Origin of the sequence: Phytopseudomonas daroniae (assembly GCF_004327285.1) — a bacterium.
GTDB classification, from domain to species: domain Bacteria; phylum Pseudomonadota; class Gammaproteobacteria; order Pseudomonadales; family Pseudomonadaceae; genus Aquipseudomonas; species Aquipseudomonas daroniae.
This window is the reverse complement of the sequence record NZ_QJUI01000003.1, coordinates 302,829-322,994: the sequence shown is the minus strand read 5'-3', so window position 1 is coordinate 322,994 and position 20,166 is coordinate 302,829. Positions and strand designations below refer to the sequence as shown.

The 20,166-nt window shown below is 62.7% G+C and carries 19 protein-coding genes and 1 pseudogene; 15 read left to right on the top strand and 5 right to left on the bottom strand.

Annotated elements, in window-relative coordinates; translation table 11 throughout:
• The first annotated feature begins 34 nt into the window (after positions 1-34).
• From dapE to DNK06_RS05020, 10 genes are all read left to right on the top strand, one after another.
• On the top strand, positions 35-1,177 hold the full coding sequence (gene dapE, locus DNK06_RS05065; protein ID WP_131178939.1) for a succinyl-diaminopimelate desuccinylase: 1,143 nt from the start codon (positions 35-37) through the stop codon (positions 1,175-1,177).
• Complete coding sequence (locus DNK06_RS05060) at positions 1,177-1,986, top strand: putative RNA methyltransferase (protein ID WP_131178938.1); 810 nt, start codon at positions 1,177-1,179, stop codon at positions 1,984-1,986. Before dapE ends, DNK06_RS05060 begins: the two co-directional genes overlap by 1 nt.
• Before the next feature lie 25 nt (positions 1,987-2,011).
• Positions 2,012-2,383, top strand: a complete 372-nt coding sequence (locus tag DNK06_RS05055) for a hypothetical protein (protein WP_131178937.1) — start codon at positions 2,012-2,014, stop codon at positions 2,381-2,383.
• Between the two features lie 537 nt (positions 2,384-2,920).
• Positions 2,921-4,042: a Re/Si-specific NAD(P)(+) transhydrogenase subunit alpha gene (locus DNK06_RS05050; protein ID WP_131178936.1), complete on the top strand. Its 1,122-nt coding sequence runs from the start codon at positions 2,921-2,923 to the stop codon at positions 4,040-4,042.
• A gap of 55 nt (positions 4,043-4,097) precedes the next feature.
• Positions 4,098-4,427: an NAD(P) transhydrogenase subunit alpha part 2 gene (locus DNK06_RS05045; protein WP_131178935.1), complete on the top strand. Its 330-nt coding sequence runs from the start codon at positions 4,098-4,100 to the stop codon at positions 4,425-4,427.
• A gap of 1 nt (position 4,428) precedes the next feature.
• Complete coding sequence (locus DNK06_RS05040; RefSeq protein WP_131178934.1) at positions 4,429-5,877, top strand: NAD(P)(+) transhydrogenase (Re/Si-specific) subunit beta; 1,449 nt, start codon at positions 4,429-4,431, stop codon at positions 5,875-5,877.
• A 418-nt stretch (positions 5,878-6,295) separates the two neighbouring features.
• Positions 6,296-6,508: a DUF1127 domain-containing protein gene (locus DNK06_RS05035; protein WP_131178933.1), complete on the top strand. Its 213-nt coding sequence runs from the start codon at positions 6,296-6,298 to the stop codon at positions 6,506-6,508.
• Positions 6,509-6,700: 192 nt separating this feature from the next.
• A complete protein-coding gene (locus tag DNK06_RS05030) occupies positions 6,701-7,018 on the top strand; it encodes a DUF2388 domain-containing protein (protein ID WP_042555128.1) in 318 nt (105 codons plus the stop codon).
• A 75-nt stretch (positions 7,019-7,093) separates the two neighbouring features.
• Positions 7,094-7,414, top strand: coding sequence for a DUF2388 domain-containing protein (locus DNK06_RS05025; protein ID WP_278248822.1), 321 nt, complete (start codon positions 7,094-7,096; stop codon positions 7,412-7,414).
• Positions 7,414-9,360, top strand: a complete 1,947-nt coding sequence (locus tag DNK06_RS05020; RefSeq protein ID WP_131178931.1) for a DUF7844 domain-containing protein — start codon at positions 7,414-7,416, stop codon at positions 9,358-9,360. Before DNK06_RS05025 ends, DNK06_RS05020 begins: the two co-directional genes overlap by 1 nt.
• A gap of 149 nt (positions 9,361-9,509) precedes the next feature.
• Here DNK06_RS05020 and DNK06_RS05015 read toward each other — a convergent pair whose 3' ends face one another.
• Both DNK06_RS05015 and DNK06_RS05010 read right to left on the bottom strand, forming a co-directional pair.
• Positions 9,510-10,871 (bottom strand): ATP-binding protein, encoded by a 1,362-nt coding sequence (locus DNK06_RS05015; protein WP_131178930.1) that lies wholly within the window; start codon positions 10,869-10,871, stop codon positions 9,510-9,512.
• On the bottom strand, positions 10,868-11,533 hold the full coding sequence (locus tag DNK06_RS05010) for a response regulator (protein ID WP_131178967.1): 666 nt from the start codon (positions 11,531-11,533) through the stop codon (positions 10,868-10,870). The genes DNK06_RS05015 and DNK06_RS05010 overlap by 4 nt, the downstream gene beginning before the upstream one ends.
• A 148-nt stretch (positions 11,534-11,681) precedes the next feature.
• Between DNK06_RS05010 and DNK06_RS05005 the strand changes: the two genes are divergently transcribed.
• Genes DNK06_RS05005 through DNK06_RS04995 form a run of 3 tightly spaced genes read left to right on the top strand, consistent with a single transcriptional unit; the run spans position 11,682 to position 14,173 of the window.
• Positions 11,682-11,948, top strand: coding sequence for a PepSY domain-containing protein (locus tag DNK06_RS05005; protein ID WP_131178929.1), 267 nt, complete (start codon positions 11,682-11,684; stop codon positions 11,946-11,948).
• Positions 11,948-12,487, top strand: a complete 540-nt coding sequence (locus DNK06_RS05000) for a cytochrome b/b6 domain-containing protein (RefSeq protein ID WP_131178928.1) — start codon at positions 11,948-11,950, stop codon at positions 12,485-12,487. Before DNK06_RS05005 ends, DNK06_RS05000 begins: the two co-directional genes overlap by 1 nt.
• 15 nt (positions 12,488-12,502) lie before the next feature.
• A complete protein-coding gene (locus DNK06_RS04995) occupies positions 12,503-14,173 on the top strand; it encodes a phosphoethanolamine transferase (RefSeq protein WP_131178927.1) in 1,671 nt (556 codons plus the stop codon).
• A gap of 41 nt (positions 14,174-14,214) precedes the next feature.
• On the opposite strand, the gene DNK06_RS04990 is transcribed toward DNK06_RS04995, so the two are convergent.
• The 3 genes from DNK06_RS04990 to DNK06_RS04980 are packed head-to-tail and all read right to left on the bottom strand — an operon-like array spanning position 14,215 to position 17,723.
• Positions 14,215-15,450 carry a nucleoside permease gene (locus DNK06_RS04990; protein WP_131178926.1) on the bottom strand — a complete coding sequence of 412 codons (1,236 nt, stop codon included), beginning with the start codon at positions 15,448-15,450 and terminating at the stop codon, positions 14,215-14,217.
• Positions 15,451-15,492: 42 nt separating this feature from the next.
• Positions 15,493-16,560, bottom strand: a complete 1,068-nt coding sequence (locus DNK06_RS04985) for a sugar phosphate isomerase/epimerase family protein (protein ID WP_131178925.1) — start codon at positions 16,558-16,560, stop codon at positions 15,493-15,495.
• Positions 16,560-17,723: a Gfo/Idh/MocA family protein gene (locus DNK06_RS04980; RefSeq protein ID WP_131178924.1), complete on the bottom strand. Its 1,164-nt coding sequence runs from the start codon at positions 17,721-17,723 to the stop codon at positions 16,560-16,562. Before DNK06_RS04980 ends, DNK06_RS04985 begins: the two co-directional genes overlap by 1 nt.
• A gap of 171 nt (positions 17,724-17,894) precedes the next feature.
• Between DNK06_RS04980 and DNK06_RS04975 the strand changes: the two genes are divergently transcribed.
• Positions 17,895-18,881: a LacI family DNA-binding transcriptional regulator gene (locus tag DNK06_RS04975; protein ID WP_131178923.1), complete on the top strand. Its 987-nt coding sequence runs from the start codon at positions 17,895-17,897 to the stop codon at positions 18,879-18,881.
• Positions 18,882-19,032: 151 nt separating this feature from the next.
• Positions 19,033-19,927 (top strand): annotated as a pseudogene (locus tag DNK06_RS04970) (LysR family transcriptional regulator).
• Positions 19,928-20,166 lie beyond the last annotated feature (239 nt).

Sequence of the window (20,166 nt, the reverse complement as noted above, 5' to 3'; positions counted from 1 at the left end):
CTTTCCCGCCCCGAAACGCTTTACCGGAGTTCCCATGACGGCCCTGTCCCCCACCCTCGAGCTCGCCTGCGACCTGATCCGCCGACCATCCGTCACGCCACTGGATGAAGGCTGTCAGGAACTGATGATGCGCCGGCTCGCGGCTCTGGGTTTCGCCATCGAAGCGATGCGTATCGAGGACGTGGACAACTTCTGGGCCAGCCATGGCGATCAGGACGGCCCGGTGCTGTGCTTCGCCGGTCATACCGACGTGGTGCCCACCGGCCCGGTGCAGGCCTGGCAGCACGGCCCGTTCGAAGCCTTGATCGACGAACAGGGCATGCTCTGCGGGCGCGGCGCCGCCGATATGAAAGGCAGCCTGGCGTCGATGATCATCGCCGTGGAGCGTTTCGTCGCCGAATACCCGAACCACAAGGGACGCATCACCTTTCTGATCACCAGCGACGAAGAAGGCCCGGCCCACCACGGCACCAAGGCCGTGGTCGAACGCCTGGCCGCGCGTAACGAGCGACTGGACTGGTGCATCGTCGGCGAACCGTCGAGCACGTCGCTGGTCGGCGACGTGGTGAAGAACGGTCGCCGCGGTTCGCTTGGCGCGACCCTGACCGTGCGCGGCATTCAGGGCCACGTGGCCTACCCGCACCTGGCGAAGAACCCGATTCACCTGGCCGCCCCAGCCCTCGCCGAACTGGCCGCCGAACACTGGGACGACGGCAATGCGTTCTTCCCGCCGACCAGCTTCCAGGTCTCCAACCTGAACGCCGGTACCGGTGCGACCAACGTGATTCCTGGCGAGCTGAAAGCGGTGTTCAACTTCCGCTTCTCCACCGAATCGACGGTCGAAGGCCTGCAGCAGCGGGTCAACGCCATCTTCGACAAGCACGGCCTGGACTATCACATCGAGTGGGCGCTGTCGGGTCTGCCGTTCCTCACCGAGCCGGGCGCCCTGCTCGATGCGGTCAGCGCCAGCATCCGTGCCGTCACCGGCCGCGAAACCACACCAAGCACCAGCGGCGGCACCTCCGATGGTCGCTTCATCGCCACCCTCGGTACTCAGGTGGTCGAGCTCGGCCCGGTCAACGCGACCATCCACCAAGTCAATGAACGTGTGCTGGCCAGCGATCTCGAGGTACTCACCGAGATCTACTACCAGACCCTGGTCAAGCTGCTCGCCTGATGCTCAGTTGCCCGATCTGCCAGGCGCCGCTGCAGGCCGTCGACAATGGCGTCGCCTGCCCGGCCAACCACCGTTTCGACCGCGCACGTCAGGGCTACCTCAACCTGCTGCCGGTGCAGCACAAGAACAGCCGTGACCCTGGCGACAACGCCGCCATGGTCGAGGCGCGTCGGCGCTTTCTCGATGGCGGCCACTACGCGCCCCTGGCTGCCCGGTTGGCGGAACTGGCGGCTGGCTACAGGCCGCAGCGCTGGCTAGATATCGGTTGCGGCGAGGGTTATTACACCGCACAGATCGCCGAGGCGCTGCCGGATGCCGATGGTTACGCCCTGGATATTTCCCGCGAAGCGGTGAAACGCGCCTGCAAGCGTGCCCCGCAACTCAGCTGGTTGATCGCCAGCATGGCCCGTGTGCCCCTGGCGGACGCCAGCTGTCAATTGCTGGCCAGCGTGTTCAGCCCGCTGGACTGGCAGGAGGCCAGGCGCCTGCTTGCCCCCGGCGGCGGCCTGCTGCGCATGGGGCCGACCCGTGACCACCTGATGGAGCTGCGCCAGAAGCTCTACGACGAAGTGCGCGACTACGACGACCAGAAACACCTTGAGCTGATCCCGCCAGGCATGCGTCTGGCGCACAGCGAAACCCTGAGTTTCCCGCTGTTGCTCGACACACCGCAAGCACGCGCCGACCTGCTGGCGATGACGCCCCATGGCTGGCGCGCCAGTGCCGAACGCCGCGCTGCGGTGATCGCCGAAAGCTTCGAAGTGACCGTCGCCATCCGCTACGATTGGATCGAGCGTGATGCGTCTTGAGCGCCCCGACCAGATGAGGATGAACATGCGCCAACCGGATATCGAGATTTACCTGAAGGATGCCGATCACCAGGCCATCGCCGCCTGGCTGACTCAGGCCCTGGGGCCCTGCTCCGGCTGGCAGCAGAAAGGCCAGACCTTTCAGTGCCGCGCCGGCGATACCCCGGTGACCTGGCTGCCCAAGGCCGTTGGCAAATGGCACAGCCTTTACCTGGAGAGCGATACCACGCCCTGGGAAGACGACCTGGCCTGCGCCAAGGCCGCCTATGCCGCACTGAACGTGGAAGTCCGCTGTGCACCTGGCAGTTGGGAGGAAGAGGAAAGCGATGAGCAGGCCGACCAGTGGCTGCGCATCAGCGCCGACGGTGTGCAGGAAATCACCTGGCGCACCGGCTGAGCGGCCACGCGGTTTCTCCCGGTATTTTCTCGCTCACCTGGGTACGGGTCGAGTGATCAAAACGCAGGAGTGCCATTCAGCTGCACGCCTCATAAGCAGCTATCGACCTGCCTCCATCCTTACCTTAGCGCCAAAGTGCCGACAAAATCCCACTCCAACAATCTGTAGCGATAAATAAATATCGCTACAAAAACATCAAAAACCCTGCCAAACAGCTGTTCAACGGCCTGTAAACGATATTGAACAGTGCGACAAGGCGCCGCAGGCCTCTCGATAGCAAGCTATCATATTCACAGACATTTATTCATGATCGGTACAATTTATCGAATTTTATCGCCAAAATTCGCTTATTTATCTAGATAATCCCGCATGAAAAATAACAATATCTCCAATAACTTGTAGTCATGCGAAATAAACGCTCCATGAATATTGCTTACTGATCCGCTTCCTTTGCAGAATGCCGGGATATCGACTTTAGTCGATAACGTACCTCCGCCACCCTCGGGTGAATCTGCAACGATCGCAGGAGATGCAAGCGTGCACATTGGTGTTCCTCTCGAAACCCAGGCAGGCGAGACGCGGGTTGCCGCGACGCCGGAAACCATCAAGAAGCTGATTGGCCAAGGCCATCAGGTCACCGTTCAAAGCGGCGCCGGCATCGACGCCAGTATTCCGGACAGCGCTTATGAAGCTGCGGGCGCCACCATTGGCGATGTCGGCGCCACATTCGGCGTCGCGCTGGTGCTCAAGGTGGTGGCGCCAGACGACGCCGAGCTGGCACTGATGCAGCCCGGCACGGTGCTGGTTGGCATGCTCAACCCATTCAGCGTCGAAACCATAGAGCGCATGAACGCTCGTGGTATCACCGCCTTCGCCCTGGAGGCCGCGCCGCGCACCTCGCGCGCCCAGAGCCTGGACGTGCTGTCGTCCCAGGCCAACATCGCCGGCTACAAGGCGGTGATGCTGGCAGCCAACCATTACCCGCGCTTCATGCCGATGCTGATGACCGCTGCCGGCACGGTGAAAGCCGCCCGCGTACTGATCCTCGGTGCCGGCGTCGCCGGCCTGCAGGCCATCGCCACGGCCAAGCGCCTGGGCGCGGTGATCGAGGCGTCCGACGTGCGCCCGGCAGTGAAGGAGCAGATCGAGTCCCTCGGCGCCAAGTTCGTCGACGTGCCGTTCGAGACCGATGAAGAACGCGAATGTGCGGAAGGCGTCGGTGGTTACGCGCGCCCCATGCCCGCTTCATGGATGGAGCGCCAGGCCAAAGCCGTGCATGAGCGCGCCAAACAGGCCGACATCGTCATCACCACCGCACTGATTCCCGGTCGCAAGGCACCGACGCTGCTGCACGAGGCCACCGTCGCCGAGATGAAGCCTGGCTCCGTAGTCATCGACCTGGCTGCGATCCAGGGCGGCAACTGCCCGCTGACCGAACTGGACAAGGTCGTGGTCAAGCACGGCGTGACCCTGGTCGGCCACGGCAATCTGCCGGCGCTGGTAGCCGCCGATGCCTCGGCCCTGTATGCGCGCAACCTGCTCGATTTTCTCAAGCTGGTGATCCACGAGAACGGCGCCTTCCACCTCAATCTGGAAGACGACATCGTCGCCGCCTGCCTGATGTGCAAAGACGGCGAGGTCAAACGCATCAACAAATGATGGCCTCCCTCTCTCTTTATGGAGAGGGCCAATCACTACCAAAAGGATCACCCCGATGGATCTGATTTCCGACGGCATCTACAACCTGATCATCTTCGTGCTGGCCATCTATGTCGGCTACCACGTGGTGTGGAACGTCACCCCGGCTCTGCACACCCCACTGATGGCGGTGACCAATGCGATTTCCGCCATCGTCATCGTCGGCGCCATGCTCGCCGCCGCGCTGACCGTCACACCGCTGGGCAAGACCATGGGCACCCTGGCCGTGGCCCTGGCGGCGGTCAACGTCTTCGGTGGCTTCCTGGTCACCCGCCGCATGCTGGAAATGTTCAAGAAAAAAGCCCCGAAAGCCCAGGTGGCTGTCACCCAGGAAGAGAGCCACTGAGATGAGCATGAACCTGATCACCCTCCTCTATCTCGTGGCCTCGGTGTGCTTCATCCAGGCGCTCAAGGGCCTGTCCCACCCAACCACGTCGCGGCGCGGCAATGCTTTCGGCATGATCGGCATGAGCATCGCCGTACTGACCACCCTCGGTCTGATCTACAAACTCGGCAGCGAACTGGCCGTGCAGGGCATCGGTTACGTGATCGTCGGCCTGCTGGTCGGCGGTACCGCTGGCTCGATCATGGCCAAGCGCGTGGAGATGACCAAGATGCCGGAACTGGTCGCCTTCATGCACAGCATGATCGGCCTGGCCGCGGTGTTCATCGCCATCGCCGCCGTGGTCGAGCCGCAGTCACTGGGCATCGTCGCGGCGATCAGCGACCCGATCCCCCACGGCAATCGCCTGGAACTGTTCCTCGGCGCGGCGATTGGCGCCATCACCTTCTCCGGCTCGGTGATCGCCTTCGGAAAACTGTCTGGCCGGCTCGTATTTGGGCGGAAGTTTCGCCTGTTCCAAGGCGCGCCGGTACAGTTCGCCGGCCAGCACCTGATCAACCTGGCGGTCGGCCTGGCGATCGTCGGCCTGGGCCTGATGTTCACCTTCACCGGCAACCTGACCGCGTTCGCCGCGCTGGTGGCCCTGGCCTTCATCATCGGTGTGCTGATCATCATCCCCATTGGCGGGGCCGACATGCCGGTGGTGGTGTCGATGCTCAACAGCTACTCGGGCTGGGCAGCGGCTGGTATCGGCTTCTCGCTGAACAACTCGATGCTGATCATCGCAGGCAGTCTGGTCGGTTCGAGTGGCGCGATCCTCTCCTACATCATGTGCAAGGCGATGAACCGCTCGTTCTTCAACGTCATTCTCGGCGGCTTCGGCGGCGCCACGGATGCCGGCCCTGCCGCGAGCGGCGGCGAACAACGGCCGGTCAAGTCCGGCTCGGCCGACGATGCCGCCTTCCTGCTTGGCAATGCCGACAGCGTGATCATCGTTCCCGGCTACGGCCTGGCCGTGGCGCGCGCGCAGCATGCGTTGAAGGAACTGACCGAGAAGCTGGCGCACAAGGGCGTGACAGTCAAATATGCCATCCACCCGGTGGCTGGACGCATGCCAGGGCACATGAACGTATTGCTGGCCGAAGCCGAAGTGCCGTACGACCAGGTGTTCGAAATGGAAGACATCAACGCCGAATTCGGCCAGGCCGACGTGGTACTCGTGCTCGGCGCCAACGATGTGGTCAACCCGGCGGCGAAGAACGACCCCAAATCACCCATCGCCGGCATGCCGATTCTCGAAGCCTTTAAGGCCAAGACCATCATCGTCAACAAGCGCTCGATGGCCAGCGGCTATGCCGGCCTGGACAACGAACTGTTCTATCTGGACAAGACCATGATGGTGTTCGGTGACGCCAAGAAGGTCATCGAAGAGATGCTCAAGGCGGTCGAATAAGCGTCGAGTGATCGGTTGACGAGAAAGAGGCGAGGGAGCACCCCTCGCCTCTTTTTTCTGCCGAACCGCAATTCCTTGCACAGGCTCTGCCAACAAGCACAGCCCAGAACATTCCCCGCTCGACACGGCAAAAATAAAAATAATGAGCTTAGCAACGAAGTCACACAATTGAAACTGTACCTGTTGCTAATCACTTAAAATAAACAGATTTACAGGTCAAAACACTGCCTAACGTCGTAAGTCACGGCAAATCCACAAACACCGGTACAGTTACATTCTAAATAAGCGAAACAGTTACAAAGCAACCTATCTAGTATGCAGCTTATTTACTTCAGCTGTGACTACTGCTAATCCCACGCGAGGACGAAAATAGGCTCCAGAACTTACCAACCCCGCCAAAAGCGGAAGGATGCACACCATGGAACGTACCCTCAGTTCCGATCTGCTTGCCGACAACTCGTCCAAATCTGCAGCCAGCCTGCCACTGAATCTTCTCGCTACTCTGCTCCTGTGGCAGCGTCGCATCGTCAGCCGCCGCCAGTTGGCGCGTCTCGACACTCGCCTGCTGGCAGATGCCGGTATCAGCGAAAGCCAGCGTTACGCCGAACTGAGCAAACCGTTCTGGCGCTAATCGCGACCGTTGAGCTTCTCCCGCAAAACCCCGCCGGCATGCAGCGCCAGCGGGGTTTTGTCGTTCTGGGCCTGCCATTATTTGAGCAACTCGCAGGCCGCATACACCTTTACACAAACTGTGCAGGTCTTTTTCTTCCGCCCCACGCAGAGCGGTTAGAATGCTGGTTTTCAGAGCCGTAGAGTCCAGACCATGCCAATCGCCCGTACCCTTGCGTTCTTCAGCCTGTTCAGTCTGGCCGCTGGCGCCTCTGCCAGCAGCTTTCTGGTGACCACAGACACCCTGGTCAATGCGCTTGCAGCCAGTATCGAAGGCACATCCGATGCGACTTCCTCGGTAGTCGACAACAAGGTCGTACTGGCCGCCAAGGATGACGCTGCCAGCTTCGTCGCCAGCCAGGGCACGCTGCGTGGCGCGCACCTGGAAGCCGCACTGCAACACATCCGCGGCCGCCTGCCGACGCTGCAAGCCGATGATGGACAGTTGGCACAGGCCATCCTGGCGCTTTAAACACCTGTCATTGTCGGAACTGCGGCGGGTGTTCCTCGTCCAACCAGCCATTCCAATCCCATTCGGAGACCGTTCATGAAGCGTCCGTTGTTCGCCGCCGTGGCATCCCTTGCCCTGTTCGCCGGCGCCGTTCAGGCCCAGACCCTGGTGGCCACCAGCAACATCATCGTCCGCGCCCTCGACCGCACCATCAACTTCACCTCGGACACCACCACGTCGATCCGCGACATGAAAGTGGTGATCGAGGCCCGTGACGACGCCGCCAGCTTCGTCGCCAGCCAGGGCGATATCCGCGGTGCCCAGTTGGAAGCCGCCTTCGGCGCCCTGCGCAGCCAGCTTCCCGAAGCGCAGAACGCCTCCGATCAGGTGCTGGCCGAAGCCATTCTCGCTCTGTGATGCCCCCCCGCGGCTGGTTTCTGCTGCTGACCTTGCTGGTCAGCACGACCAGTAACGCCCAGCTCAAGCTGACGCTGGATGAAAGCCTGTTGAACAGCGCCGAGCGCCAGGCCAGCCAGGCGCTGCTCGACGAAGCCCTGGAGGCCATGCCTCCACAGTTGCGTGAAGCGCTGGATCGAACCGTCACCGTGCGTTGGGTACCACTGCCCGAACAGATCTATGGACGTGCTGGCCGCCTCAGCGGTGTCGAGCTCAATGCCGGCCTGTTGTCCGGTCTTACCGACGGCAGCGCAGCGCATGCCGCCAACGGGCGCCCCCATGGCACCGTGCGCCGCGAGTTGCTGGCAACCGTGCTCCATGAAGTGGCACACCTCTATGATCGTGGCACTTACTGGGGCAGCGAACAGCGCCTCCTGCTGCGCCGCTGCCAGCGCCAGAACAGCAACCTGGGCGCGGTCGGCCTGCCTGCCGAATGCCGCGGCCAGACCGAGCGCCGCTTCACCCTCAGCGACGATCCACGCCTGCTCGATCTGGCCGGTTGGCCACAGCGCGTCGGCACCCGCGGCCAACGCGACCAGCACAACGGCCAGGTGGCGCGCAGCCCGGACAGCTATGAACTGAGCAACCCCCGCGAATTCGTCGCGGTGAATATGGAGTACTTTCTCCTCGATCCCGAATATGCCTGCCGCCGTCCTTCCCTGGCGCGCTTCTTCAGCGAACATTTCGGCTGGTCGCCGGCGAATGGCGCGCCCTGCGGCACAGGCTACGCCTACCTCAATGCGGGACGCGATTTCGACAAGCAGGCACTGGCCAATCTCGATCCCGAGCGCGTTTATGAGGTCGACTACCTGCTCGCCGAAGCCAACCAGAACATGGCCAGCCGCTGGGGCCACAGCATGCTGCGACTGGTGATCTGCGCACCGGGCCGTCCACGGGGGCCGGATTGCCGGCTGGATCTCGACCAGCATCTGGTACTGTCCTACCGGGCCTTCGTCGGCGACGTCCAGCTGTCGAGCTGGGACGGCCTGACCGGTGCTTACCCGTCGCGCCTGTTCGTACTACCCCTGGCCCAGGTGATCGAGGAATACACCAAGGTCGAGCTGCGCAGCCTGGCCTCGGTGCCGCTGACGCTGCCCCGCGAACGCCTCAAGCAACTGGTTGCCCGCGCCGTGGAACAGCACTGGAGTTACGACGGCGACTACTTCTTCGTCTCCAACAACTGTGCGGTGGAAACCCTCAAGCTGCTGCGCAGCGGCACCGACCTTGCGCGCCTGCAGGATCTCGACAGCATCACCCCCATCGGCCTGCTGGAAGTGCTCGAGGCCCGCGGCCTGGCCGATAGCAGCGTGCTCGACGATTCCCGTGAAGCGCTGCGCCTGGGCTACCGGTTCGATTCTTTCCGTGACCGCTACCAGGCCATGTTCAAGGTGCTGCAGCAACGTCTGCCGATCCGCCAACAACAGGTCGAAGACTGGCTGGAGCAGCCGTCCAGTGAACGCCGCCAATGGTTCGAGCAGGCCGATCTGCGCGCCAGCGCCGCCATGCTGCTGCTCGAGCAGGCGGCGATGCGCCGTCAGTTGCTGCTGTCACAGGACGAACTCAAGCAGCGTTACCTGACCGGCCGCGCCGCCAAGGATCCGAACCTGGACAAGGCCGGTGACGCGCTGGAACAGATCCTCGCCGGCACCGGCTTCCTCAGCCGCCCCGCCGAACTGCTCGAAGGCGGATACGGCCTGCCGCAACAGGGCGAATGGCAGCGCCTGGAAAGCGAAACCCGCAACCGCCAGCAACAACTCAGCCTGCTCAGTGCCGACCTCGACGAAGAAGTGCGCCGCCTGCTGGAACCTCAGCGCCTGGCCGAACTGGAAGCCAACGAGGCCAACCTGAAGCTGCTCGGCGAGCACCTGCGCAAACTGCACAAAGCCAGCGGCGGGCTGCAGTTGTAGCGATCGAATTGGTCACGTGTATCGCTGAACCAGCCCCACGCCCTGCGTCGGTACCCAGGTTACCGCCCATGATCAGTCTAATGCATCAGCCAGGGGCCTTTGGCCAAAGTACCGTGCGATGATCGGTACCCCCGATACACGAGGCATGATCAAAGCGCCGAGTAGGGAAAACTGACCACGGCGCGGAAGCCCTTGGGACTCGCGTTACTGAAGCCGATGGAGCCGCCCAGGTGCCGGGCGATCATCCCGACAATGGCCAGCCCCAATCCTGCCCCCTGAGGATTGCCCGCACTGTGGAAACGTTCGCCCAGGCGCGGTAACCGGGCTTCCTCGATACCCGGCCCCTGATCGACGACCTGCAGACGCACACCTTCGTCTTCACGGCAAACGCGCACGCTCACCTCGCTGCCGGGTGACGAGAAGGTCAGCGCGTTGCTGACCAGGTTCTGCAACAGGATGACGATCAAACCGCGGTCACCCTGAATCACCACAGCCTCGTCGGCCTCCAGCGCCAGATCGATGCGACGGTTCAGTGCCAGCGGCGCCAGATCCGCCAGCTCCTCGCGCACCACGGTAGTCAGATCGAGCGGTTGCAGGCTTTGCGAGGGGGTTTCCAAGCGTGCCATGGTCAGCAGTTGGCTGGCGATGCGGGTGGCGCGATGCACGCCCTGCTGCAGGAATGACAGGGCTTCGTCACGTTCCTGCACACTGCCGGCCTGCAACGCGTTGCGCACGTGGATATCAAGGATTGCCAGCGGCGTGCGCAGCTCATGGGCGGCATCGGCGATGAAGCGGCGTTCACGTTCGAGCAGCGCGCGCAGCTGGCTCAATACGTCATCCAGAGCCAGGCGCATCGGCTCCAGCTCTGGCGGCAGAGGGCCGGCTGGCAGGGGGGCGAGGCTGTGTTCGGGGCGTTCACGCAGTTGCTGGGCCAGGCGCTGCAGGGGTCGTAATCCCCAACCCAGCAGCAGCCAGATGAATGCCGCCAGTAGCGGCAGGCAGACCAGGGTCGGCATCAGGGTGTGCTGGAGAATCTGCTGAATCAGATCCTGGCGCAGATCTTCACGCTCGCCGACCCAGATACGCAGGCCCTGACCGGCGTCTTCCAGCAGCACGCCGCACCACTCCTGATCATCGAGAAAAAATTCATGAATGCCGGGCGCGGGCGGCGACGCCAGCGGCGGGGCTTCTTCGGAACGCACCAGCAGAGTGCCGTCCTCGGCCCACACTTGAAAGGCCAGGTTGATTTCGTAGGGATGCGAGAAGATACCCTCGGCGGAACGATCCATAGCGCCGTCCAGTGCCTGCCTGACGAACGACCAGTCGATCTGCTGCCCATCCGGCTGCTGCAGCAGCCCCTGCAACAGCCGAGCCGCCTGTACCAGTTGCGCATCGTAGACCGCTTCGGTCTGCCGATGACTGTCACGCAGGGCGAGCAGAACCAGCGCCAGGCTGCCGGCGAGTACCAGGGCGATGGTCGGCGCGAGGATGCGCGTGCGGATGGAAATCATGGCGTTCGCTCCACCAGGTAACCGACCCCGCGTACCGTGCGGATGAGGTCGCTGGACAATTTGCGGCGCAAGTTGTGAATCAGCACTTCCAGGGTGTTGCCCGGCCCGCTTTCCTGCCAACCATAGAGGGCATTGCCGAGCCGCTCGCGGGTGACCACCACACCGGGGCGGATCAGCAACTGATGCAACAGCTGATATTCCATGGGCGTCATCGGCACGCTGCTGCCCTGGTAGCGCACTTCCTGGGTGGCCGGGTCGAGGCTCACGCCAGCGAACTCCAGCACCGGCTGAGCCCGGCCCTGGCTGCGGCGCAGCAAGGCGCGGATGCGTGCCTTCAACTCCTCGGGATCGAACGGCTTGACCAGGTAGTCGTCGGCGCCGGCATCCAGCCCGAGGATGCGATCCTCCATGGCATCGCGGGCGGTGAGCACCAGAACCGGTACGGCATTCTCGCTGCGCGCGCGCAACTGGCGCAGCAGCGTCATGCCATCCAGGCGCGGCAGGCCGAGGTCGAGCAGCACCAGGTCGAACTGCTCGCTACGCAAGGCATGGGCGGCTTCGACACCGTCCTCCAGCCAGTCCAGCGTATACCCTTCGCCGCGCATGGCGACGCGAATTCCGCGCGCTAGGGCGCGATCATCTTCAACCAGCAGGACACGCACGCGACGCACCTCGTCAGAAATGGTGGCCGCCATGATGCGCCGCCTACGGCCCGATTTGCACGGACAGATGTTACCGAGATTTGCCCATTAAGACTTTCCTAAGCTTCGCGTCGCAAGGTGAGTCTCCCCCTCACAGGAGAGTCCCACCATGCGTTATTTCGTCCTTCTGGCGCTGCTGCTCGGCAGCCCGCTGGCCCTGGCCAGCACCGAATGCACCACCGCCGACCGCCCGACCTGGCAGGATCCAGAGAAATTCCAGACTCAGTTGAAGGAGCAGGGTTACCAGATCAGCAAGTTCAAGGTCACCAAAGGCAACTGCTACGAGATCTACGGCTTCGACAAGGACAAGCGCAAGGTCGAGATCTACCACGACCCGGTATCCGGCAAGGCCATCAAGACCGAGATCGAAGACTGATGCCCGCGGCGACGATACGACTCTGGGATCCGCTGATCCGGCTGTTCCATGTGTCGGTAGCCGGGGTCTTCGTCGCCAACTATTTCCTCACCGAGGAAGGTGACGACTGGCATACCTGGCTCGGCTACTACGCCTGCGCCTGGCTGGCAGTTAGGCTGGTATGGGGGTTCGTCGGCACGCGCAGCGCGCGCTGGCAGGATTTCTGGCCGACTCGCGCGGGCCTGACCAAGCATCTCAGCCAGGTGCTGAAAGGCCGTGCCTATCGCCGCCTCGGCCATTCGCCACTGGGCGCCCTGGTCATGCTGCTGATGATGGCGGCCATCGCCATGCTCGGTATCAGCGGCTTCCTGATGCAGGAAGTGGATGCACTGTGGGGCGTCGACTGGCCGCTCACACTGCATGGCTGGATTGCTGATGGCCTGGCTGCTCTGGTGGTCATCCATATAGCCGCCGCGCTCATCGAAAGTGTTCACCTGCGCGAAAACCTGCCGCTGTCGATGATCACCGGCAAGCGCCGCGCACATTCCGAAGACCGCTGATACTCAGGAAAACCCATGCTGCCCGTTCGTGCCCGTCATCGCTCTGGGGCGTTGCGCTCCTGGTTGTCGCTCGTGGCCCTGGCCACCCTCAGTTGCCTGTTGCTGCTCGCCGATGATTTCCTGCAGCAGTTATTCACCCCCAACAACCGCGCCGAACCGGAATTCGGCTATGTCGCCGTGCTCTGGCTGTTCAGTGCGGGGCTGTGGCTGTGCAACCTGCGCTGGCTCAGCGCGAGCATCCTGGGGCTGTTCGCGGCGATGCAACTGATACAGCTGGCCAATATCAGCTTCTTCGGCGAGCCGCTGACCGCCATCGATATCCAGTCGCTGCTCAACGACCCTGGCGAGGTTCGCGAAACGGCGACGCACAGCCTCGCTCAGCATTGGCCGGTTCTGCCCTGCGTGGCTATTCCCTATGCCCTGCTGCTCGCCCTGCACCTGCGCCTGCCGAGCAGGATCGAACTGCCGGAGAGTCGCTGGGCACTGGTGTTGATCGCCATGGTGCTGCTCTCGAAACCCTATCGCGCCACCTATCGCAATCTCGACTCGTTCGCCGCCAGCCCCAGCCGCAGCGCACTGCACAACAACCTCAACGTATTCTCCGCCTGGGCCGTACGTCTGGCTTTCGAGCCGGAGGTCGAACTGCCACTTGCTCCCTTCTCGCCATACGGGCTCAGCCCCAGCCTCAGCGAAGCGCGACACGTCTGGCTGGTGGTAGCCGATTCGCTGCGCAGTGATCGCCTCGGCGTGTTCGGCTACAGCCGCGACACCACGCCGCAACTGGCCAGCTACCTGCGCGATCACCCCAGTGCCTTCGTACGCCCCGGCATCGCCGCGGGGGTGGCTACCGATGTCAGCCTGCCTTACCTGATCAACCCGATTCGTGAGCCGGGCCAGGACTCGATGCTGCGCACCGGCGACATCAACCTGTTCCGCTTCGCCAAGCAGGCGGGCTTTCGCACCCACTGGATTTCGTCCCAGGAATCCAAGCTGCTGGCCAACCTGGGTAGCCGTTATCTGGACGTGTCGATCACCCGTGAAGACCATCCAGTACGTTTCCTGAAACAGCAGGATCGTGCCCTGTTGGACGTCCTCGACGGGCAACGATGGGGTGAACGCAACTTCGTGGTGCTCAACCTGCGTACCGCCCACCTTCCCTATGCACAGAACTATCGTCACGAGGCGAAGCCAGCACCTTGGACGGATCAGGGCCCGAACGGTCAGAGCAATGCCTATGACAATTCGGTGCATTACCTCGACAGCCTACTGGCCGAAGTCATCGCCGACTTCGACCGCCTGGAAGGCGAGCGCTACCTGATCATCACTGGCGATCACGGCCAGCGTCTGGGAGAAGGTGGCCATTGGGGACACAATGATCTGGTGCCGGAAGTCAGCGACGTACCGGTGATCGTCATCGGTCGCGAGGCGCAGCCGGAAACCCTAGCAAGCCTGTCAGCGAAGCGCTGGATCAGCCACTACGAGGCCGGAAAATGGCTGGCCGCGCGTCTCGGTACGCGCATCGACAACCCCAACCTGCGCCCCAACGAGCATTTCGTGCACGGCAAACTGCTGTTCACCGACAACTTCATCCAGCGCGTCTGCGAAACGCCAAACGGCTTGATCCATCATCCCCCGCAGCAACTGAGCATGTTGCTCAAACAGCCAGAGATCCGCTGCGAGGGATGATCCGCACCGCAGATGGCTTGCACCATCCGCGGCGCTTACCGTCAACGAGTCCGTGAAGCGTCAACCGGCTTGATCGCGGCACGCTCGCGGAAGGTCAGCAGGAACGCCAGCAGTACGGCAACCGAGAACACCGCCGGGAACAACCAGATGCTGCGCCAGTCGTGGGCACCCTGGCTGGAGTAGTGATCGGACACCATGCCGGCCACCCAGAAACCGATCAGCATGCCGACACCATAGGTGGCCAGGGTGATCAGGCCCTGGGCCGAACTCTTGATGCTCTCGCCGGCCTTGCCGTCGGTGTAGATCTGCCCGGAGACGAAGAAGAAGTCGTAGCACACGCCATGCAGGACGATACCGGCGACCAGGAATGCCACCAGCTCGCCGCTGTTGCCGTAGGCGAACAGCACATAGCGCAGCGCCCATGCCGCCATGCCCACCAGCAGCGTCGCCTTGATCCCGAAGCGCTGGATGAACAGCGGCAACAACAGCATGAACAGCACTTCGGAAACCTGGCCGAGGGTCATCATGCCGGTCGGGTTGGCAACGCCGATTTCGGTGAGAAACAGGTTGGCGTTCTGGTAGTAGAAGGCCAGCGGAATGCAGATCAGGATCGATGCCAGAAAGAAGGTGGCGAAGCCGCGATCCTTGAGCATCTGCAAGGCATCCAGACCCAGCAGGCGCTTGATGCCGGTCTGCTGGCCAGGCACTGGTGGCGTGGCCGGCAGGCTGAAGCTGTAAAGCCCGAGCAGCAGCGAGGCACCGGCGCAGAGCAGGAAGGTGTTGCGCAGCGCGCCGTCGGCGATGGCCTGCTGGGCGTCCCAGGCGAATACGAAACTGATTACCAGCCCCGCGACGATCCAACCGATGGTGCCCCACACACGCACCTTGGAGAACTGCTGTACCGGATCACTCAACTGCCGAAACGCCACCGCATTCACAAGCCCCAGGGTCGGCATGTACACCACCATGTAGCACAGCACCAGCGGATAGAAGGTGGCGAAATCTTCGGCCCGGTACAGCAGGTACAGCAGCACGGCGCCGCCCAGGTGCAACACCGCCAGAAGACGTTCGGCGTTGAAGAAGCGATCGGCGATCAGACCGACCACGAAGGGCGCCAGAATCGCTCCCCAGGACTGGGTCGCGTAGGCCATGCCGATCTGCCCGCCGCTGGCCTCCAGGGTTCGTCCGAGGAAAGTGCCCAGCGTGACGAACCAGCCTCCCCAGATGAAGAACTGGAGAAACATCATGAAACTCAACCTGACATTCAAAGTGCTCATGTTCTTATCCTTCTTGTTGTTCACGAGACAGCGTTAAGGGTGCTACTCCAGGCCGAGTAACCTCCGGTTGCGCGAGGCGCTGGTCGCGACCCCGGCGAAGTCGTCGAATGCGCGTTCGGCGCGAGTGATCAGGTGGCGCTCGATGAAATCCGCGCCTTCGGCAGCGCCCTGGGCCGAGTCCTTCAGGCAGCATTCCCACTCCAGCACTGCCCAACCCTGATAGCCATATTGAGTGAGCTTGCTGAAGATCGCCTTGAAGTCGATCTGGCCATCGCCCAGCGAACGGAAACGACCGGGACGATCCACCCAGGACTGATAACCGCCATACACACCGGAGCGGGCATCGGGGCGGAACTCCGCATCCTTGACGTGAAACATGCGGATGCGCTCGTGGTAGCGGTCGATGAACCCCAGGTAGTCCATCTGCTGCAACAGCATGTGGCTGGGGTCGTAGAGGATGTGCGCGCGCGGGTGATTGTCGACGGCCGCCAGAAAGCGCTCGAAGGTGGCGCCATCGTGCAGATCCTCACTGGGGTGCAGCTCGTAGCAGAGGTCGACACCCGCCTTGTCGAAGGCCTGCAGGATCGGCAGCCAGCGCCGTGCGAGCTCAGCGAACCCCTCTTCCACCAATCCAGCCGGCCGCTGCGGCCAGGGGTAGAGATATGGCCACAGCAGCGCGCCGGAGAAAGTCGCGTGGGCTGACAAACCCAGTCGCTGGCTGGCCTGAGCCGCCAGCTTCAATTGAGCGACGGCCCAGTCGGTACGCTCGTGCGGGCGGCCCCTCAGTTGCACCGGGGCGAAGTCATCGAACAGATCGTCGAACGCCGGATGCACGGCCACCAACTGGCCCTGCAGGTGAGTGGACAGTTCGCTGATCTCGACGCCCGCCTCGGCGCAGATGCCCTTGAGTTCGTCGCAGTAGGTCTGGCTCTCGGCAGCGCGCTGCAGATCCAGGCAATGCGGCCCCAGGGTCGGCAACTGGATGCCCTTGTATCCGAGCGAAGCCGCCCAGCGAGCGAGATTCGCCAGGTTGTCGAACGGGGCCTCGGCGGACAGGAACTGCGCGAGAAAAATGCCTGGGCCGCGGATGCCCTGGGTCACGGAAGTCATCAGCGTGCTCCTTCAGTCGGTGACAATGCCGTCCATTTCGCCTCACTAGCGTGGCTAGCCAGCGCCGCCTCGATAAAGGCCATGCCACGTTTGCCGGTCTCGATACCGGGCAGTGCGGCAGCGGCAACGCTGGAACCGCCAATCGCCCGGGCGAAATCGCTGTAGAGATTGGCCATGGCCTCCAGATACCCCTCCGGATGGCCCGCTGGCAGACGAATTCGATGCAGTGCTTCAGCGCACAGCCAACTGTGGTTGGCGCCGGCACGCAGCACGCGCATCGGTTGATCGAGCGAGCGATGGATCAGGCTGTTGGGCTCTTCCTGGCGCCACTCCAGACCGCCCTTGTCGCCGTAGATGCGAATCTTCAGGGCGTTCTCTTCGCCAGCGCAGATCTGGCTGGCGAGCAGCACACCGCTGGCGCCCTGCTCGGTCAGAAACAGCATGGCGCAATCGTCGTCCAGCGTGCGGCCAGGTACGTGGGTACCGAGGTGCGCGCAGATGCGCTCGATACGCTGCCCACTGACGAACTCGGCCAGGCTGAAGGCATGGGTGCCGATATCGCCGATGCAGCCGCCCTGTCCCGCCAATTGCGGATCGCCACGCCAGGCCGCCTGCTTGTTGCCCTGACCGGCCAGATCATCGCTCAGCCAGCCCTGGGGATATTCGACATAGAGCTTGCGCACGCGGCCTATCTCGCCGGCCTGCACCATATGCCGGGCCTGCCAGATCATCGGGTAACCCTGGTAGGTGTGGGCCAGGCCATACAGGACATCGCTCTGCACCAGAAGATGCGCCAGGTCGTGGGTCTCGGTGCTGCTCAGCGCGGCGGGTTTTTCGCAGAACACATGAATACCGGCGCGAATGGCGGCGGCGGCGATGGGGGCATGCAGATGATTGGGCGTGACGATCGCCAGCAGGTTGATGCGCATGCCTGGATCGAGACGGGCCTCGCCGTCCAGCAGCGCCTGCCAACTGGCATATACACGCTGCGTTTGCAGACCAGCCTCGCGACCCGTTTCGGCATTGTTGGCCGGATCGCGGCTGAAGGCTCCGGCCACCAGTTCGATGCCACCCGCCAACGCAGCGGCCTGACGGTGCACCTTGCCGATGAACGCGCCAGAACCGCCGCCGATCATTCCCAGCCTTACGCTTGAAGCAGGCATTGAACAACTCCGTTTTACGCTCTTTTTATTGGTACTTTACTTCAATGTAACCGGTTACATTGAAAGATATATAGACCTGGCTGCTACACAGGTCAAGCGCGCCACGACGGTCGGGTTGCGGTAACCTAGCGGCAAATCGGAGCCCAGCAACGGCCAGAAAACAGAGGTTGCATGACAAATATCCGCAAGGTGGCCGCACTGGCCGGCGTCTCTGTCGCCACGGTTTCCCGCACCCTGAAAAGCCCCGCCCAGGTCTCGCCGGAAACCCGTGAAAAGGTGCTCGAGGCCGTCGAGCAGGCTGGCTACAAACCCAACCTGATGGCCATCCAGTTTCGCTCCCAGCGCACCCGCAATCTGGTGGTGCTGGTACCGGATATCGCCAATACCTTCTTCGCTCAGGTCATCCGCGGCATCCAGGAAGCGGCCAGCGCGTTCGATTATCGGGTCTTGCTGTGCAACACCCTTGGCAACCCGGACACCGAACGGCAGTTCGCCGAGCTGGTGGATGCCAAGCAGGCCGACGGGGTCATTCAACTGCGCGCCTTCGACCCGTTCGCACGCGAGGATCATCCGCCGCTGGTGAACATCTGCGAGATCGTCGACAACGCCCCCTGGCCCACGGTCAGCCTGGACAACCGCGGCGCCGCCCGTACCATGACCGAGCACCTGCTAGCACTCGGTCACCGCCGTATCGGGCTGATCCAGGGGCCACCGGACAGCCCGCTGACCCGCGAGCGTTTCGCCGGTTACCGGGAAGCCCTCGACGCAGCGGGTCTCGAACTCGACCCGGCACTGCTGCAGGATGGCGATTACACCTGCCAGTCCGGGCATGCCGCAGCGGCGCACCTGCTGTGCAACGAAGCCCGTCCGACGGCGATCTTCTGCGAGAATGACGAGATGGCCATGGGCAGCATCCAGTGCATCCGCCAGGCCGGCCTGCGGGTTCCCGAGGACATTTCGGTCGCCGGCTTCGACGATATCTCCTTCGCTGCCTTTTGCGATCCACCACTGACCACCATCGCACAACCGGCCGAAGCCTTCGGGCAGCATGCGGTCGCCATGTTGCTGGCGCTGCTCGATGGCAAAAGCATTTCCGAGCATCACCTGATCCTGCCTTTCGAACTGGTCGTGCGCTCGAGCACAGCAGCCCATTCATAGGCGCTTCGCCAGCCCTGGAAGGCCCGTGCCAGCAGCGCTGCTTGCCTGATACTGCGGCTGAAATCAAAAGAGAAAATTACCGTTAAACGAGACGCTCGCAGCGTGCTTATGATGCTGCGCTCAATGCCCGCTTACCGAGCCCGAATCGCAGATGCCCAGAGAAAACTTCAACGACCTGCAGGCTTTCGTCGTCATTGCGCGGGAAGGCAGTTTTACCCGCGGCGCAGCGCAGCTCGGGGTTTCGCAGTCGGCCCTCAGCCACTCCATCCGTGGCCTGGAATCACGCCTTGGCGTGCGCCTGCTGACCCGTACGACACGCAGCCTGGCTGCTGACCGGAGCGGGGGAACGACTGTACGCCACGGTGGCGCCGCGCCTTGAGGAAATCGAGGCGGAGATGAGCGCCGTCAGCGAGTTTCGCGACAAGCCGGTTGGCACACTGCGCATTACCACCTCCGAGCATGCCGCCAACAATATCCTCTGGCCCAAGCTGCACAGGGTTCTTCGCGATTACCCCGATATCAAGGTCGAGATCACCGTCGACTACGCCCTCACCGATATCGTGGCGCAGCGCTACGACGCTGGCGTGCGCCTCGGCGATCAGGTCGCCAAGGACATGATCGCCGTGCCGATCGGCCCGACCCTGCGTATGGCGGTGGTCGCTTCGCCGGATTACTTCACTCGCTACGAAGTGCCGATCACTCCGGCCGACCTGGCCCGGCACTGCTGCATCAACCTGCGCCTGCCGACCTACGGCGGTTTGCTGCAATGGGATTTCGAGAAGGACGGCCAGGAGATGAAGGCTCGAGTAGAGGGCCAGTGGACGTTCAACAGCAGCGGCCCGGTGCTGCGTGCGGCGCTGGCCGGCTGCGGGCTGGCCTTCCTGCCCGACGATATGGTGCAGGAGCAGTTGGCAGACGGCACCCTGGTGCGCGTGCTGGAAGACTGGTGCGAGCCGTTTGCCGGCTACCACCTGTACTACCCGAACCGTCGCCAATACTCCCGCGCCCTCGGCGTGGTCATCGACGCGCTGCGCTACGAGCGCTGAATCCATACCCTCCTGATCAGGTGAAACACGGTTTATCTCGCTTGTTCAGGAGGTGAATCGGCTGCGGCCTTATGTGACATCGGCACCGCAACAGGATGCCGTTTTTCCTGTAAGACTTTGCGACAGGAAAATCGACAGCACTTACGCATGCCGCCAAGTAAACAGACCATCTATAAAGATAAATACCGCCTAAATAAAGACTCAACTTCCGCATACACCCATGAGCAGAAGTCATCAAT

Coding starts and splice junctions, on each gene's coding strand:
- DNK06_RS05020 (WP_131178931.1), top strand. CDS start 7,414: ATGCCCCCCCGCGGCTGGTTTCTGCTGCTGACCTTGCTGGTCAGCACG.
- DNK06_RS05040 (WP_131178934.1), top strand. CDS start 4,429: ATGAGCATGAACCTGATCACCCTCCTCTATCTCGTGGCCTCGGTGTGC.
- dapE (WP_131178939.1), top strand. CDS start 35: ATGACGGCCCTGTCCCCCACCCTCGAGCTCGCCTGCGACCTGATCCGC.
- DNK06_RS05005 (WP_131178929.1), top strand. CDS start 11,682: ATGCGTTATTTCGTCCTTCTGGCGCTGCTGCTCGGCAGCCCGCTGGCC.
- DNK06_RS05025 (WP_278248822.1), top strand. CDS start 7,094: ATGAAGCGTCCGTTGTTCGCCGCCGTGGCATCCCTTGCCCTGTTCGCC.
- DNK06_RS05045 (WP_131178935.1), top strand. CDS start 4,098: ATGGATCTGATTTCCGACGGCATCTACAACCTGATCATCTTCGTGCTG.
- DNK06_RS05030 (WP_042555128.1), top strand. CDS start 6,701: ATGCCAATCGCCCGTACCCTTGCGTTCTTCAGCCTGTTCAGTCTGGCC.
- DNK06_RS04975 (WP_131178923.1), top strand. CDS start 17,895: ATGACAAATATCCGCAAGGTGGCCGCACTGGCCGGCGTCTCTGTCGCC.
- DNK06_RS05015 (WP_131178930.1), bottom strand. CDS start 10,871: ATGATTTCCATCCGCACGCGCATCCTCGCGCCGACCATCGCCCTGGTA.
- DNK06_RS04980 (WP_131178924.1), bottom strand. CDS start 17,723: ATGCCTGCTTCAAGCGTAAGGCTGGGAATGATCGGCGGCGGTTCTGGC.
- DNK06_RS04985 (WP_131178925.1), bottom strand. CDS start 16,560: ATGACTTCCGTGACCCAGGGCATCCGCGGCCCAGGCATTTTTCTCGCG.
- DNK06_RS04990 (WP_131178926.1), bottom strand. CDS start 15,450: ATGAGCACTTTGAATGTCAGGTTGAGTTTCATGATGTTTCTCCAGTTC.
- DNK06_RS05000 (WP_131178928.1), top strand. CDS start 11,948: ATGCCCGCGGCGACGATACGACTCTGGGATCCGCTGATCCGGCTGTTC.
- DNK06_RS05055 (WP_131178937.1), top strand. CDS start 2,012: ATGCGCCAACCGGATATCGAGATTTACCTGAAGGATGCCGATCACCAG.
- DNK06_RS05060 (WP_131178938.1), top strand. CDS start 1,177: ATGCTCAGTTGCCCGATCTGCCAGGCGCCGCTGCAGGCCGTCGACAAT.
- DNK06_RS04995 (WP_131178927.1), top strand. CDS start 12,503: ATGCTGCCCGTTCGTGCCCGTCATCGCTCTGGGGCGTTGCGCTCCTGG.
- DNK06_RS05035 (WP_131178933.1), top strand. CDS start 6,296: ATGGAACGTACCCTCAGTTCCGATCTGCTTGCCGACAACTCGTCCAAA.